The sequence below is a fragment of the Streptomyces sp. NPDC018964 genome, assembly GCF_044390325.1.
Taxonomy (GTDB): domain Bacteria; phylum Actinomycetota; class Actinomycetes; order Streptomycetales; family Streptomycetaceae; genus Streptomyces.
In genome coordinates this window covers 238,772-253,100 of record NZ_JBIRYZ010000010.1, presented here as the reverse complement: position 1 = coordinate 253,100, position 14,329 = coordinate 238,772, and the positions used below count along the sequence as shown (strand labels likewise).

14 protein-coding genes and 1 pseudogene are annotated in these 14,329 nt (G+C 71.3%); 2 read left to right on the top strand and 13 right to left on the bottom strand.

The genetic code is table 11. The features are described 5' to 3' along the window. Positions 1-88 precede the first annotated feature (88 nt). A complete protein-coding gene (locus ACH5AO_RS19550) occupies positions 89-922 on the top strand; it encodes an SURF1 family protein (RefSeq protein WP_398926201.1) in 834 nt (277 codons plus the stop codon). A gap of 32 nt (positions 923-954) precedes the next feature. Here ACH5AO_RS19550 and ACH5AO_RS19545 read toward each other — a convergent pair whose 3' ends face one another. From ACH5AO_RS19545 to ACH5AO_RS19495, 11 genes are all read right to left on the bottom strand, one after another. Continuing rightward, the gene (locus tag ACH5AO_RS19545) at positions 955-2,184 is read right to left on the bottom strand and encodes a hypothetical protein (RefSeq protein ID WP_398926199.1); all 1,230 of its coding nucleotides are present in this window, start codon (positions 2,182-2,184) and stop codon (positions 955-957) included. Further along, positions 2,181-2,756, bottom strand: coding sequence for a SigE family RNA polymerase sigma factor (locus ACH5AO_RS19540; RefSeq protein WP_398926341.1), 576 nt, complete (start codon positions 2,754-2,756; stop codon positions 2,181-2,183). The genes ACH5AO_RS19545 and ACH5AO_RS19540 overlap by 4 nt, the downstream gene beginning before the upstream one ends. Positions 2,757-3,265: 509 nt before the next feature. Next, positions 3,266-4,339 carry an aspartate-semialdehyde dehydrogenase gene (locus tag ACH5AO_RS19535; RefSeq protein ID WP_398926197.1) on the bottom strand — a complete coding sequence of 358 codons (1,074 nt, stop codon included), beginning with the start codon at positions 4,337-4,339 and terminating at the stop codon, positions 3,266-3,268. After that, positions 4,339-5,616, bottom strand: a complete 1,278-nt coding sequence (locus ACH5AO_RS19530; RefSeq protein WP_398926194.1) for an aspartate kinase — start codon at positions 5,614-5,616, stop codon at positions 4,339-4,341. The genes ACH5AO_RS19535 and ACH5AO_RS19530 overlap by 1 nt, the downstream gene beginning before the upstream one ends. A gap of 195 nt (positions 5,617-5,811) precedes the next feature. Beyond that, entirely contained in the window at positions 5,812-6,390 is a 579-nt protein-coding gene (locus ACH5AO_RS19525; protein WP_398926192.1) for a Uma2 family endonuclease, read from the bottom strand. Between the two features lie 50 nt (positions 6,391-6,440). Beyond that, positions 6,441-6,767: a hypothetical protein gene (locus ACH5AO_RS19520; RefSeq protein ID WP_398926190.1), complete on the bottom strand. Its 327-nt coding sequence runs from the start codon at positions 6,765-6,767 to the stop codon at positions 6,441-6,443. Next, a complete protein-coding gene (locus ACH5AO_RS19515) occupies positions 6,764-7,816 on the bottom strand; it encodes a hypothetical protein (protein ID WP_398926188.1) in 1,053 nt (350 codons plus the stop codon). The genes ACH5AO_RS19520 and ACH5AO_RS19515 overlap by 4 nt, the downstream gene beginning before the upstream one ends. Before the next feature lie 524 nt (positions 7,817-8,340). Then, complete coding sequence (locus tag ACH5AO_RS19510) at positions 8,341-8,730, bottom strand: signal peptidase I (RefSeq protein ID WP_398926186.1); 390 nt, start codon at positions 8,728-8,730, stop codon at positions 8,341-8,343. 124 nt (positions 8,731-8,854) lie between these two features. Then, a complete protein-coding gene (locus tag ACH5AO_RS19505; protein WP_398926184.1) occupies positions 8,855-9,514 on the bottom strand; it encodes a DUF5063 domain-containing protein in 660 nt (219 codons plus the stop codon). Then, a complete protein-coding gene (gene recR / locus ACH5AO_RS19500) occupies positions 9,507-10,106 on the bottom strand; it encodes a recombination mediator RecR (protein ID WP_398789159.1) in 600 nt (199 codons plus the stop codon). The genes ACH5AO_RS19505 and recR overlap by 8 nt, the downstream gene beginning before the upstream one ends. Positions 10,107-10,175: 69 nt before the next feature. Continuing rightward, positions 10,176-10,517 carry a YbaB/EbfC family nucleoid-associated protein gene (locus ACH5AO_RS19495; RefSeq protein WP_398926182.1) on the bottom strand — a complete coding sequence of 114 codons (342 nt, stop codon included), beginning with the start codon at positions 10,515-10,517 and terminating at the stop codon, positions 10,176-10,178. A 280-nt stretch (positions 10,518-10,797) separates the two neighbouring features. Here ACH5AO_RS19495 and ACH5AO_RS19490 point away from each other — a divergent pair, with 280 nt between their 5' ends. Further along, on the top strand, positions 10,798-11,541 hold the full coding sequence (locus ACH5AO_RS19490) for an SLATT domain-containing protein (RefSeq protein ID WP_398926180.1): 744 nt from the start codon (positions 10,798-10,800) through the stop codon (positions 11,539-11,541). A 93-nt stretch (positions 11,542-11,634) separates the two neighbouring features. On the opposite strand, the gene ACH5AO_RS19485 is transcribed toward ACH5AO_RS19490, so the two are convergent. Continuing rightward, positions 11,635-13,185 (bottom strand): substrate-binding domain-containing protein, encoded by a 1,551-nt coding sequence (locus tag ACH5AO_RS19485; RefSeq protein ID WP_398926179.1) that lies wholly within the window; start codon positions 13,183-13,185, stop codon positions 11,635-11,637. A gap of 137 nt (positions 13,186-13,322) precedes the next feature. Beyond that, positions 13,323-14,329: pseudogene (locus ACH5AO_RS19480) on the bottom strand (serine/threonine protein kinase); the annotation flags it as partial.

Below are 14,329 nucleotides of genomic sequence, written 5' to 3'. Positions count from 1 at the left end.
GATCCTTCACCGCCCTCCCGTGGAGACGGCCCGCCGCACGACGACCCCGCGGGCCGGGAACCACCCGCGGGCCCGTACCGTTGAGAGCGTGTACCGGTTTCTGCTGACACCCCGCTGGTGGGGGATCAACGTCTTCCTGCTGCTCTCCATCCCCTTCTGCGTCTTCATGGGGTCCTGGCAGCTGGGCCGGTTCGAGGACCGGGTGGACAGCCACCGCGACGCCGAGGCGCGGATCGCCACGGACAAGCGGGAGGCGGCCAGGCCCCTGGACGACCTGCTGCCCGTGACCAAGGCCACCTCCGGCAAGCAGGCCACCGCGAGCGGCCGGTACGACACCCAGTTGCTGGTGCCCGGCCGCACGCTGGACGACAGGGACGGCTCCTACGTCCTGACCCTGCTGCGCACCGACACCGGCCGGGCGCTGCCCGTCGTCCGGGGCTGGCTGCCCGGCACCCCCGATCCGGCCGAGGTGCCCGCGGCGCCCACCGGCGAGGTCACCGTCACCGGAGCGCTCCAGGCGTCCGAGACCCCGGGCAGCAACGGCGTCAGCGCCCGCGGCGGCCTGCCCGAGGGCCAGACGGCGGCGATCAGCTCGGCGTCGCTGGTGAACCTCGTGGAGTACGACGTGTACGACGCCTGGCTCACCCTCAACCGCGGTGACTCGGGGATGCGGGCGGTGCCGGCGACCGCGCCGGGCGGCACCGGACTGGACCTGAAGGCGTTCCAGAACCTCGGCTACACCGCCGAGTGGTTCGCCTTCGTGGGCTTCGTGATCTTCATGTGGTTCCGGCTGTTCCGCCGCGAGCTGGAGTTCGTCCGCGACGCGGAACTGGGTCTGGTCCCGGACGAGGACGAAACCGACGGGACCGGGACCGGGAACGAAGAGCGGGAACCGGAGCAGTCGAGTCCGTCGGCGGTCTGACCGCGGCCCCCGGCCGGGGGCCGACCGCCCCGTCACACCGCCGTCAGCAGCCCCGTGTAGTACACCGTGCCCGCGCACGCGTTGCTCACCGTCGTGGTGGCCGGGCCCGAACCCGTGGACGGCGTGTACGTCACCGCGACGCTGCCCTCCACCGTGCCGTCCGCCCTGACCAGCTGGGTGGTGACCGTGCCGCTGTCGGGGCCCGTGGACGCGCCGGTCGTCGCGGTCGGGTTGTCGGTCGGTGCCGGATCGGGCGAGGGACCGCCGGTGCCGCCGCCGGTCCCGGTGCCGCCGGTGCTGTCCCCCGGAGCCGTGCAGGGCTCGGAGGGCACCCAGGCGAACTTCACCTCGTACGCCGCACCCGGCTTGAGCACCAGCCGGTCGGCCTCCAGGGAGGGGTCGGGCAGCCCGGCCGCCGCGTCCCCCGCCACGTGCGACGCCGAACCCACCTTGGCGGTGTCGGCGGCGCCCTGCGGGACCGCGGTCACGGAGCCGGCGCCTTCGACGGCACAGCTCGTGGTGGAGACGTTGACGACCCGGAAGGAACCGTAGACCGCGCCCGTGGATTCGGGGGCGCCGCTGGACGCGACCGCCGGGCCGAGCTGGGCGGCGGTACAGGCGGGCACCCCTGTCTCGGTGCTGGACGAGGGGGCGGACCCCTCCGTCGTCCCCGTACCGGAGCCGGCGGACGAGCCGTCCTTCTCCTTGTCCTTCTTGTCGTCCTTGTCGGTTCCCTCGACCTGGTCCGAGGTGCCGCCCGCGGTGCTCTCCCCGCCCTTCGGGTCCTGGCCCTGGCCGGTACCGCCCTGCGCCTGCGCGGCGTGGCCGACGGCGGAGGGGTCGGCGTCGGAGCCGGTGACGCCGGAGACGTGGACGAGGGCGGGGACAGCGGTGCCGAGGAAGAGCGCGGCCGCGGCCACGCCGACGAGGGCCTGGCGCTTGCGGGCCCGGCGGGCGGGGACGGCCCGGCGCAGATAGTCCAGGGTGCCGTCGCCCGGCTCCACCTCCCGCACCGCCTGCCGCATCAGGGTGCGCAGTGCCAGCTCGTCCGCGTCGAGCCCCTTGGGGCCCTGTTCGTCCAGGCCGTCGTTCACAGTTCCGTTCCCAGCGTGCGTGTGCTTCGGTTCGTTCCCGTCGCCGGATTCCCGTACGTCCTCGGGCGCGGGCACGCCCTCGGACCCCCGCGCGGCGCCGGACGGGCGGGAGGTCCCCCGGACCTCCGGCCCGTCCTCCTCGCGCCACGCGTCCTTGCCGTCGCTCATGCCGGCGTCTCCATGGCCAGCCGCAGTGCCGCGATACCGCGTGAGCCGTACGCCTTCACCGAGCCCAGCGAGATGCCGAGGGTCTCGGCGACCTGCGCCTCGGTCATGTCCGCGAAGTAGCGCAGCACCAGCACCTCGCGCTGGCGGCGCTGGAGCCCCTTCATCGCCTTGATGAGGGAGTCGCGCTCCAACTGGTCGTAGGCGCCCTCCTCCGCGCTCGCCATGTCGGGCATGGGCTTGGAGAGCAGCTTGAGGCCGAGGATGCGGCGGCGCAGCGCGGAGCGGGACAGGTTGACGACCGTCTGGCGCAGGTAGGCCAGGGTCTTCTCCGGGTCCCGGACGCGCTTGCGGGCGGAGTGGACGCGGATGAACGCCTCCTGCACGACGTCCTCGCAGGAGGCGGTGTCGTCGAGGAGGAGCGCCGCGAGGCCCAGGAGCGAGCGGTAGTGCGCGCGGTAGGTCTCGGTGAGGTGGTCGACGGTGGTGCCGGCCGCCACGACGTCGTCGGCGCCGTCACGCTGACCGGGAATGCGGGCGGGGCGCGCTGCGGGCATGGGCGCGATCACCGGCATGCCGCCGCCGGACGCGCCGGACACGGGGGGTCGGCGAGCCGGGCGGGGCGGCCGGAGGGCCGTGCCGCGCGGCGCTGTGAAGTCGAGTACCTCAGCCACGCCAGTTGGACACGCTTCCCCTCGTAAGGGTTGTACGCGCCGGGCGTCACTTTTACGGTGACCGGTGCGGCCGGTCGCCCGCCCGTGTCAGGCAGCACCACCGACAGCACATCGAATGCCCTCATGCGTCCCGCTCTTCCCCTGTGTTCCATATGAACGGGCGTCCCCACGCCCGGTTCCGGACGTCCCCACGTCCGGAGAGCAGCGCCCCAGCGTCCCCGGCAGGGGTGACCGCAAAGACGCTCCCCGCCCTCCGCTCGGTTGCGGATGACGGGGAGGTGAATCCTCGTACACGCCTGGCGCAATCCTCCGTTGCCGGAACGGCCTGATCAAGTGGCCGGAGCCGGAAATCAGGCGCGCACAGGAGTTACACAGATCCTACAAACGAATACTGTGCGATCCAGAACTTTTTACTTTTCAAGCGCCACGAGTTCGGCGATCTGAGCGGTGTTGAGCGCCGCCCCCTTGCGGAGGTTGTCCCCGCACACGAAGAGCTCCAGCGCGGTGGGGTCGTCCAGGGCCCGCCGTACCCGGCCGACCCAGGTCGGGTCGGTGCCGACGACGTCGGCGGGGGTGGGGAACTCCCCCGCTGCCGGGTTGTCGAACAGGACCACTCCGGGCGCCGTGGCGAGGATCTCGCGCGCCTTGTCGACGGTGACCTCGCCCTCGAAGCGGGCGTGCACGGTGAGGGAGTGCGTGGTGACCACCGGGACGCGTACGCAGGTGACCGCCACGGGCAGGGAGGGCAGGCCGAGGATCTTGCGGGACTCGTCCCGCACCTTCATCTCCTCCGAGGACCAGCCGTCCTCCCGCAGCGATCCGGCCCACGGTACGACGTTCAGCGCGACCGGCTCCGGGAACGGCCCGGTGTTGTCCCCCACGGCCCGCCGTACGTCACCGGGCTTGGTCCCCAGTTCCGTACCGGCCACCAGGGAGAGCTGTTCGCGCAGGGTGCGCACTCCCGCGTGCCCGGCGCCGCTGACCGCCTGGTACGAGGAGACGACCAGCTCGCGCAGGCCGAACTCGGCGTGCAGCGCGCCCAGCGCGACGATCATCGACAGGGTGGTGCAGTTCGGGTTGGCGACGATCCCGCGCGGGCGCCTGCGCACGGCGTGCGGGTTGACCTCGGGGACGACGAGCGGCACGTCCGGGTCCATCCGGAACGCGCCCGAGTTGTCGACCACCACCGCGCCCCGCGCGGCGGCGACGGGCGCCCAGTGCTCGGCGACCTCGTCGGGTACGTCGAACATCGCGACGTCGACCCCGTCGAAGGCCTCCTCGGTGAGCGCCACGACCTCGACCTCTTCGCCGCGCACGGTCAGCTTGCGGCCGGCCGAGCGCGGGGAGGCGATGAGCCTGATCTCGCCCCAGACGTCCGCCCGCTGGGACAGGATCTGGAGCATGACCGTGCCGACGGCCCCGGTCGCTCCCACGACCGCGAGCGTCGGCCGCCCGGAACGTCCGGGTCCCTCGGTCTTGGCCATCAGCGGCCGGTGCCTCCGTAGACCACGGCCTCGTCGCTGTCGGAGTCGAGGCCGAACGCGGAGTGCACGGCGCGGACGGCCTCCGGCACGTCGTCCTTGCGGGTGACGACCGAGATGCGGATCTCGGAGGTCGAGATCAGCTCGATGTTCACCCCGGCGTCGCTGAGCGCCGTGAAGAAGTCGGCGGTGACGCCCGGGTTGGTCTTCATACCGGCGCCGACCAGGGAGATCTTGCCGATCTGGTCGTCGTAGCGCAGGGAGTCGAAGCCGATGGCGTCCTTGTTCTTCTCCAGCGCGTCGATGGCCTTGCGGCCCTCGGTCTTCGGCAGGGTGAAGGAGATGTCCGTCAGGCCCGTGGAGGCGGCGGACACGTTCTGCACGACCATGTCGATGTTGATCTCGGCATCGGCGATCGTGCGGAAGATCGAGGCGGCCTCGCCGGGCTTGTCCGGCACGCCGACGACCGTGACCTTGGCCTCGGAGGTGTCGTGCGCGACACCGGAGATGAGAGCCTGCTCCACCTGCTTGTCCCCTTGCTTCATCGGCTCACTGCTGACCCACGTGCCCTGCAGTCCGCTGAAGGACGAGCGGACGTGGATCGGGATGTCGTACCGGCGGGCGTACTCCACGCAGCGGTGGAGCAGCACCTTGGACCCGGAGGCCGCGAGTTCGAGCATGTCCTCGAACGCGATCCAGTCGATCTTCCGGGCCTTCTTCACCACGCGCGGGTCGGCGGTGAATACGCCGTCCACGTCCGTGTAGATCTCGCACACCTCGGCTTCGAGCGCGGCGGCGAGGGCGACGGCGGTGGTGTCGGAGCCGCCGCGGCCGAGCGTGGTGATGTCCTTGGTGTCCTGGCTGACGCCCTGGAAACCGGCGACGATGGCGATGTTGCCCTCGTCCACCGAGGCCTTGATCCGGCCCGGCGTGACATCGATGATGCGGGCTTTGTTGTGGACCGAGTCGGTGATGACACCTGCCTGGCTGCCGGTGAAGCTCTGGGCGTTGTGACCCAGGTTTTTGATCGCCATGGCCAGCAGGGCCATGGAGATCCGCTCTCCGGCGGTCAGCAGCATGTCGAGCTCGCGCCCGGCAGGGATCGGGGAAACCTGCTCGGCGAGATCGATCAGCTCGTCCGTCGTGTCGCCCATCGCGGAAACCACGGCGACCACCTGGTGGCCGTTCTTCTTGGCTTCCACGATCCGCTTGGCGACGCGCTTGATGCCCTCGGCATCGGCTACGGAGGAGCCTCCGTACTTCTGCACGACAAGGCCCACGTGCGCTCCTCGCTCAGTCCGTCGTTTTCCGCGGTCCGCCCACATATGTGTGCGCCGCGGTCGGTTCAGTCTATCGAGCGTCCGAAAAACCCCTCCGCGATATCGCATGGTGAGACTCCCCGGCGCTCGTGCAGGGGGCTCATGCCCCATCCCGTCGCGGACCACTCGGAAAAGCGACCCGCGTCACACGCGGGCTCAGTCGGCGAGGTCCTTGAGGGGTTCGGTGTCGAGGGTGATGTTCACGGGGTCGGGGAGGTCGATCACGGCACCGAACGGCTTGTTCACCTGCAGGCGGTAGCGACCGCCCTCGGGGGCGGAGAAGACGGTGACGGTTCGGTCCTCCCGGTCGACGAGGAGATAGACGGGGATGCCGGCAGCCGCGTATCCGCCGGGCTTCTCGACGCGGTCGCGCTGGTGTGTGTCGGCGTCATGAGAGGTGACCTCCACGGTCATGAGCACGCCCTCCGCCTCCGACCAGTCCCCGTGTCCCTTCGCGAAACCGAAGGGGGCCAGTACGCCGTCGGGGCGAGCTCTCCCCTTCCGGTAGGTCTCGACCTTCATGCCCCGCTCCGCGTAGAGCCACAACTCCGGACGGTGCTGCATGCACAGCCTCTGCAACCAGGCCACGATCTGGTCGTGATTGCCGTCGGTCACCGCCTTGACCTGGACCTTCCCGTTGATGAACTCCAACCGCACGGTCTCCGGGGCACGGCGCTCCAGCTCCTCGAACTCCTCGACGGACATCTGCGGCCGGTGTTCGGTCGTGGGGGTCATGGCGTCGCCTCCTCGACACCATGGTGCCCCGACCGGCACCTCCCGCACGCTCATTCGCCCCTCCTCTCCGGTCGGCCGTCCGTGCGAAGACCTTCGTGTTCGTCGTCCGCGGGACGGAAGAGCCCGTCGATCCGCGCGTCGGCCTCCGCGGTCCCCTCTTCGGTGAAGGGCCCGTGCTCCGTCTCGCACTCCCGCACGGCCGCGAGCCCGGCGGCACGCTGCCGCTGATGATCCGGACGGGCGTCGAGGCGTTCCTCCACCGCGTCCGCGACCACGGCTTCGACCGGCCGCCGGCAGGCATCGGCATACGCCTTGAGGCGCTCGATCAGGTCCCCGCCGAGAGACACGGGCAGGACACCGCCGCCGGGGACGGTCACCTGTTCCGCCCCTTCGGCGAGGTCAGGCCCGCCGCACGGCGGAGGGCGTCGACGCGTTCGGTGACATCGATGACCTCGTCGGCACCCTCGAGCCCTCCGCTCTCCCGGGGGCCCGGCCCGCCGCCCTCCCGGGGGCCGGGGAGGAACGTGTCAGGGATAGCCCCGTAGAAGACCAGCGGGCCTTCCGCCTCGATCTCGGCCATGCATTCCCGGCACAGGCCGTGCGTGATCTCCGTCGTCCGCTCGTCCGCGTCACACAGCCCGCAGACCATGAGTACGCGGGTCACCCGTGCCCTGCGACCGGCCTTCTGCCGGATCTTCGCCTTCTTCGGGGGCATTTTCCTCTCCAATCGGTTGCGGGCGAGTCCGCCCGGGTTGTCGACGGCGGGCGGCAGCCCGTCGGTCAGTGCCTTCGTGATGTCCTGCGGGCTCGCGCCATGGGCCAGCCACTGGGCGGCGAGGGGTTCGAGGGAACGGCAGTCGCCGTCGGACAACGGCATACGGCCGTCGACCGCGCCGGCTTCGGCGAGGGCCCGGTACGCGGCGCTGGGCTGCTCGGCGGCGGGCTCCTCCCGCTCGTTGTCCGCAGCCGCTTCCGCAGCCGCTTCCGCCGCCACCTGCTCGGCTTCCGCCACGACTTCCGCGTCGGCCTCTTCCTCGACCCGCGCCAGCCCGGGGAAGTAGTGCTCGGTCACGTCCTTGCCGTGGCGCTCCCGTGCGAAGTTCTCCCACCACTCGGCCGACCTGCGGGTGCGCGACCAGTACGTACGGGTCACCCACCGCATCGAGTTGTCCTCGACGGTGATGTGCTCCCTGATCCAGCGCAGGTGCCCGGCGACCACGATGCGGCCCAGCGAGACACGGACGGCCTGCTGGCCGTAGCGGGGGTGCGCGGCGGCGATGGCCTTGTGGCCCATCGCGTGCCCCTCTTCGAGGTGGTCGACGAAGACGGCGATCTCGGCGTCACGCGGGAGCAGGTGTGCGAAGTCCGGGTCGGCGTGCGGGTCTTCGTCACCTGCGGGGCGCTTTCCGTACCCCGTATTGGCCATGGGGTGGGACGGGGACGGCAGGGCGGGGCTAAGGTTGGCGTAAGCCACCATCGAAGGGTCTCGATTCGATGCGTCGGTCAGGCCTCGGACCGGTGTTGGTGCACCGCCGGGGCCGACTCATTTGCTGGTCGTTTGCCGCGAACCTAGGGCGATTTCACGCAGCGACGCAAGCCGATCACGGAACGTCACTCTTACGAGGTACGCCGTCTCAACTCACGTTCAGACTTGGTTGGTTGGGTATTTCAACCAAATAGAGAACCAGGAAAACCCGGGGGAAGAGCTCGGGTCCCGGGGCTCAAGCTCCGGGCCGACCTGCGGAAACGAACGCCGCCCAGGCGAGTGCGGCGATACGGGGCGCGGCGATACCGGGTGCGGGGCCCGAGGGGGCGGCCCTGGAGTCGCGGACGTGGGCGGCGCCGCAGCGGGCGACCTCGACGCAGGCGCCGCTCCTCACTCGGCGTCGGGGACCCCGGGCCGGCTCTCCCGGATCCGGTTCTTGACGTCTGTCCAGCCGCTGTACCGGCTCACCGGGTCTCCCCGTCCTCCGCGTCCTCCGCCACCGCGTATCCGGGTACGGACGGCCACCGGACGGTCAGTACCACCGACTCCTCCTCCGCGCACCACGAGTGGTCGACCCCCCGTCCCCACACGACGTAGTCGCCCTGCTTCTCCAGAAGGACGCTACGGCCGGGGAGTTCGACCCGGAAACGGCCGCTGATGAGGACCAGGAGAGCGGTGCGCTCCTCACCCTCCACCCACCGCGCCCGCTCGTCGCCACGCGGGTGGACGCCCCACTTGATCTCCACCGCCTCGCTGTGGCGGGGGTCTCCGGCGTCCTTGAAGTGCCCCAGGAGCCAGCCCCGGCCCAGCGCCGCGTCCTTGCCCGCGTTGCCCACGTACACGCTGCCGCTCATGCGGCGGACACCGGCAGGGACACACTCATCCCGAAAAGCGAGAACACATCGGTCGACACTGTCCCTTGGGTGCTCATCTGAGCATCCAAGGGACAATCGCCTGCCCTGTGCTCACGCTTTTTCCTCACATGCCCGGTCGCACGCCCAGCGGGGTGCCGATCTCCTCGGCCATGACCTTGCCCGCCTCGAACTCCAGGGTGTCGTCGCCCATGCCCTGGTCGGTGTCGAGGCCGTCGAGTTCGGCGAGGGGCTGGTTGAGCCGGACGTGGGCGACCACCGACTGGAGGGCGCGCAGGGCCGCGGACGCCGTGGAACCCCAGTTGGAGAAGTAGGAGAACTGCCACCACCACAGGGCCTCCGTGGTGCGGCCGGCCTTGTAGTGGGCCATGCCGTGGCGCAGATCGGTGATGACGTCGGTGAGGTCGTCGGAGATGCGGGCCGGAACCGGGGCCTTGCGGGGCTCGTAGGGGTCGAAGACCTCGGAGTAGACGTCGATCGGGTCGAGCATCCGGGCGAGGTTCTCGCGGAGCTCGTCCACGTCGGCCTCCGGGCCCAGGTCGGGCTCGTAGCGCTCCTCGGGGACGATGTCCTCGTGCGCGCCCAGACGGCCGCCGGCCAGCAGGAGCTGGGACACCTCCAGGAGGAGGAAGGGGACGGCCGAGTCCGGCTCGTCGCCCTTCGCGACCTCCGTGACGGCGACCAGGAAGCTCTCGATCTGGTCGGCGATCTGGACGGCGAAGTCGTCGGGGTTCTGGTGCGTCGCGTGCAGCGTGGCGTCAGACATCTAGGAGTCGTCTCCCCTCGAAGGCGCGGCCGAGGGTCACCTCGTCCGCGTATTCCAGGTCGCCACCCACCGGGAGGCCGCTGGCCAGGCGGGTGACCTTCAGGCCCATGGGCTTGATCATGCGGGCGAGGTACGTCGCCGTCGCCTCGCCCTCCAGGTTCGGGTCCGTGGCCAGGATCAGCTCCGTGACCGTACCGTCGGCCAACCGCGCGAGAAGTTCTCGTATCCGCAGGTCGTCCGGGCCCACCCCGTCGATGGGGCTGATCGCGCCGCCGAGGACGTGGTAGCGGCCCCGGAACTCACGGGTGCGCTCGATCGCCACGACGTCCTTCGGCTCCTCCACGACGCAGATGACGGCCGGATCGCGGCGGGCGTCGCGGCAGATGTTGCACTGCTCCTCCTGCGCGACGTTCCCACAGGTCGCGCAGAAGCGGACCTTCGCCTTGACCTCCATCAGCGCGTGCGCCAGACGCCGTACGTCCGTCGGTTCCGCCTGGAGGATGTGGAAGGCGATCCGCTGCGCGCTCTTGGGACCGACGCCGGGCAACCGCCCCAGCTCGTCGATGAGGTCCTGGACCACGCCTTCGTACAACGGACTGCCGTCCCTTCCTGGTGTTCCTTCAGTACGTACGGTAGAGGCCCGCGGGCCGTCGGAGAAAGGTCAGAACGGAAGACCGGGGATGCCACCGCCGCCCAGCCCCTGGGCCAGCGGGCCGAGCTTCTGCTGCTGGAGGGTCTGGGCGTTCTCGTTGGCCGCCTGGACCGCCGCGACGATCAGGTCGGCGAGGGTCTCGGTGTCCTCCGGGTCCACCGCCTTCGGGTCGATCACGAGGCCGCGCAGCTCGCCGGAGCCGGTGACGGTGGCCTTCACCAGACCGCCTCCCGACTGCCCGTCGACCTCCGTCCTCGCCAGTTCCTCCTGGGCCCTGGCCAGGTCCTGCTGCATCTTCTGGGCCTGCTGGAGCAGCTGCTGCATGTTCGGCTGGCCACCACCGGGGATCACGATTCGGCTCCTTGGTCGGTCCGTCGGTAAGGGTTTTACCGTTCGGCACGAGCCTACGTGGTCACGGGAGCCGTTGCCCCGGCACTCTTTCGAGTGAGTCACGGTGGGGGCCCTATACCTGATCACGGCCATCTTCCGGGCGACAAAGAGCCCGAACCCCCGACGCCGCCACCCGTTGGGAGGTAGGAAGGGTCAGGCGCGTGAGCACTCGGCGTCACGTCTCATGGACGGAAAGTAAGCGAATTCAGCAGGGGTCGGTAGGGAGACAGGGAGATACCGGGTGGGTCAGCCGGAGATGCAGCCCGAGGGGCGGCCTCAGGACGGGCGGGGCGACGGGGCGGCCGGGCTGTGGCCGGGCGACCTGGAGGGGCGGGAGTTCCCGCTCGGGGACTGGGGCGAGCCGGCGGCCCGGCTGGACGAGCTGTACCGGTGGGTGGAGCGCGGCGCGCTGGACACGGCCGCCTGGTACCTCGCGGAGCGGGTGTGGAAGCGGCGGTGCGCGTGGGCGCTGCGGGCCGGGACTGCCGTGGGCGCGCTGACCGGGGCCGCGCTGCCGCTGCTCGATCTGACCGGGGTGGCCGACGGGTCCGCGCCCTGGGGTTATCTGGCGCTGCTGCTCGGGGTGGCCTGTGTGGCCGGAGACCGGTTCTTCGGGATGACGTCCGGCTGGATGCGGGACGTGGCGACCGCGCAGGCCGTGCGGCGGCGGTTGCAGGTGTTCCAGTTCGACTGGGCGTCGGAGTGCGTGCGCGAGGTGCTCGGCCCGGCGGACGGCACGGCGAGCGAGGCGGCCGAGCGGTGCCTGTCGGTGCTGCGACGGTTCTCGGAGGACGTCACCGAGCTGGTGCGGGTCGAGACGGCCGACTGGATGGTGGAGTTCCGCACGGGTGGCGCGCCGCTGGGCATCCAGACGGCGGTGGCGGGCGCGGGACGCCCGGAGCCCCTCCCGCCCGGCCGTTTCCCGTCCCCGCAGGGCCCGGCCCGCCCCAACATGCCGCGGCAACGCCCACCCGAACCACGCTGAGCCGATCCGTCACGACAGAAACCACCCCTCACAGAACTCCAACCCCACCAGGACCCAGCACGACCTCCACCCGAACCATGCTGAGCCGATCCGTCACGGCAGAGACCGCCCCTCACAGAGCTTCAATCCCGCCGGGGTCCAGCACGGCAGGTGGCCGTGGGTGCGGATCACCTCCTGGCCGAGGCCGCGCGTGAGGTACGTCAGGAAACCCGACGCCAGCGAGTCCGCCGGCGGTTGCCCGTAGGTGTAGGCGTACTCGATCTCCCGGTACGGGTAGGAGCTCGTGCCTTGCTCGATGGCGTCGACGGACGGGGCCTCGCCGTCGAGGTTCAGCCGGTGCAGTCCCTTCGCCCGGGAGGCGCGGGCGTGTTCGCTGTAGCCGATCGCGCCGGGGACTTCGGCGACGGTCTTCAGCACCTGTTCGGTGGAGTCGAGTTCGCAGCGGATGACGGGGGCCGTCGGGTCGTCCTTGTGCACGCAGTCGACGGAGGAGTGGGCGATCTCGCCCCGGCCCAGCACGCGGCGCTGGAAGACCTGTCTCGTGCCCGAGTTGGCGTCCCGGCTGACGAGGTGGACCGGCAGGTCCCGGCCGCCGAGCTCGTTCCAGTTCGTGATCTCGCCCCGGTACAGCCGTCGTACGTCCGTCGTCGACAGGTTCCGCGGCCTCACGCCCTCGTTCACCACCAGCGCGAACACCGACACCGCCACCCGGGTCTCGCGCAGCTCGGTCAGCCCGCTCGGCTTGGGGCCGTCCGACAGGACCACCATCGACGGCGAGCCGTCCTCCTCGTCCGCCCCGGCCGCCACCAGGTCCCGTATTCCGGCCGTCGACCCGTGCGGGTCCACCTTGATGCGCGGGTCCTCGTCCGCGCAGTCCCGCTCGTACTGCTCCGCGACCTCCCTCAGCACCGGCGCGAACGCCGTCGATCCGGTGAGGGTCAGGGTGCCGCTCCTGCAGCCGATGGGGGGCGGGCTGTCGTCCTGGGCCACGACGATCACCGCCAGGGCCACCACGCACAGCGTGAGCGTGATGGTGATCAGTCGCGCCGCACGGCTGAACAGCGGGGCCTTGTCGTCCGGGGTGGCACTGCGGTTGCGGTGCACGTCGCCCTCGCTGAGGTCGCCGCTCAGCCGGATCTCGTCGCCCACGCGGCCGCCGGAGAGCAGCACCAGCAGCTTGTAGTAGGCGCCCCGGTTCAGCGGTACGCGCGGGAGGCGCAGGACGCCGTCCTGGTAGCCGAAGCCGCGCTCCTGGGTGAAGTGCTCGAGGAGGTGGCTGGTCTCCGACGGCTGGGTGACCGAGACGCCGAGGATGGTGCGCTCGGTGAACTCCACGGTCAGGCCGTGGCTTCCCGGGCTCTGGTAGTCGTCGCGGCCGATGGCCTGCGAGCCGTCGTTCTCGATGCGCAGCAGCACCATGCTGGCGTGCGTCATTCCCGCCGCCGACGTGTCGAACCAGCCCTCCCGCCGGATGGTGCGGCTCGACCGCTGGCCGTCACCGATCGGGGCGTCCAACTGCACGCGGTACCCGATGCGTTTGCGGCGCGGTACCCGCCGCTCGTACCAGACCATGACGGCGGAGGCGACGACACCGAGGATCGCCGTCGCCACGGCCACCAGATTCTCCGCGCTCAGCCACTGCATCGTGCCGCCCCCGCCACTGCCCGCACGTCCGACCGGGCAGTCACCGTACGGCTGTGCGAAGCGGTCGGCGGTGTCGGTTCGCCGGAGTTCGCCGAACGTTCAACCACGGTGGACGAACGCGGAGTCGGTGCGGTGCGTCAGTCCCGCGTGTAGGTGAGCTGTTCGCCGTTCCCGGTGTTCGCGCGCCGGAGCGAGCCGTCGGGGAGGAGGACGATCTCGCTGGCGGGGCCCGGGGTGCAGGCGCTGCGCGGCTGTCCGACCGTCACGGAGGACGGGCCGAGTTCCAGCCGGTCACCGGAGCCGCCGGTGAGGCGGGCCTCGAAGACGCAGTGGTAGGTGCCGCTGCCGGTGGGCCCGTCGGCGACGAGGGACATGACCGTGTCACCGATCGCGCCCTGCTGGAGGGTCAGCCTGCGGGTGTGTTCGCCGCTCGCGTTGTCGATGGTGGTGGACCAGCTGCCCAGGTAGGCGGCGGGGACGGCCCCGTCCGCGGGCGCGGAGGTGCTGGGTCCGGGTGTGCCGGTCGACTGTGCGTCGTCCGGGGCGGTGGGACCGGTGTCCCGGGACGCGCTGTCGGGCGACGGGGTCGCGGTGGGGTCGCCGCCGGCGCGGTTGCCGGTGCCCTTGCCGCTCATCAGCGCGTACACGGTGCCGCCGGCGGCGAGCGCGACGACCAGCGCGATCACCACGAGCAGCACGGTGGAACGGCCGTCCCGGCGCGGCTCGGACGCCGGTCCGAACGGCGGTGGGGCGTAGGACGGGGTCGGGTCGGCGGTGTACCCGTTGTAGGGGTAGCCGTACGCGGGCTGCTGGGGGTGTCCGTACGGCCCCGGTGCCGGGGGTGGGGCGGAGGTGTTCTGGCCCGCCACGAGGGTGGACTGATGATGCGCCCCCGGCTGCCCGGGCGGAGGCGGGGGCGCCGTGCCGGCCGCGGGCGGCACGGCGGAGTCGTCGGCGGCACGCGCGTGCTCGGGAGTACCGACGTGGTGCCCCGCCCAGGGCGGCACCGGCGGCCCGGCGGGCGCGCCGGAACGTGCCGCCTCGGGCGGTACCTGGTGCCCGGTGGCGAGTGCGTCGGGGTACGCCCCGGGCGACACCGGCTGCCCGCCCGCCGACGCGGGGGCATCGCCCGGCTGCCCAGGCA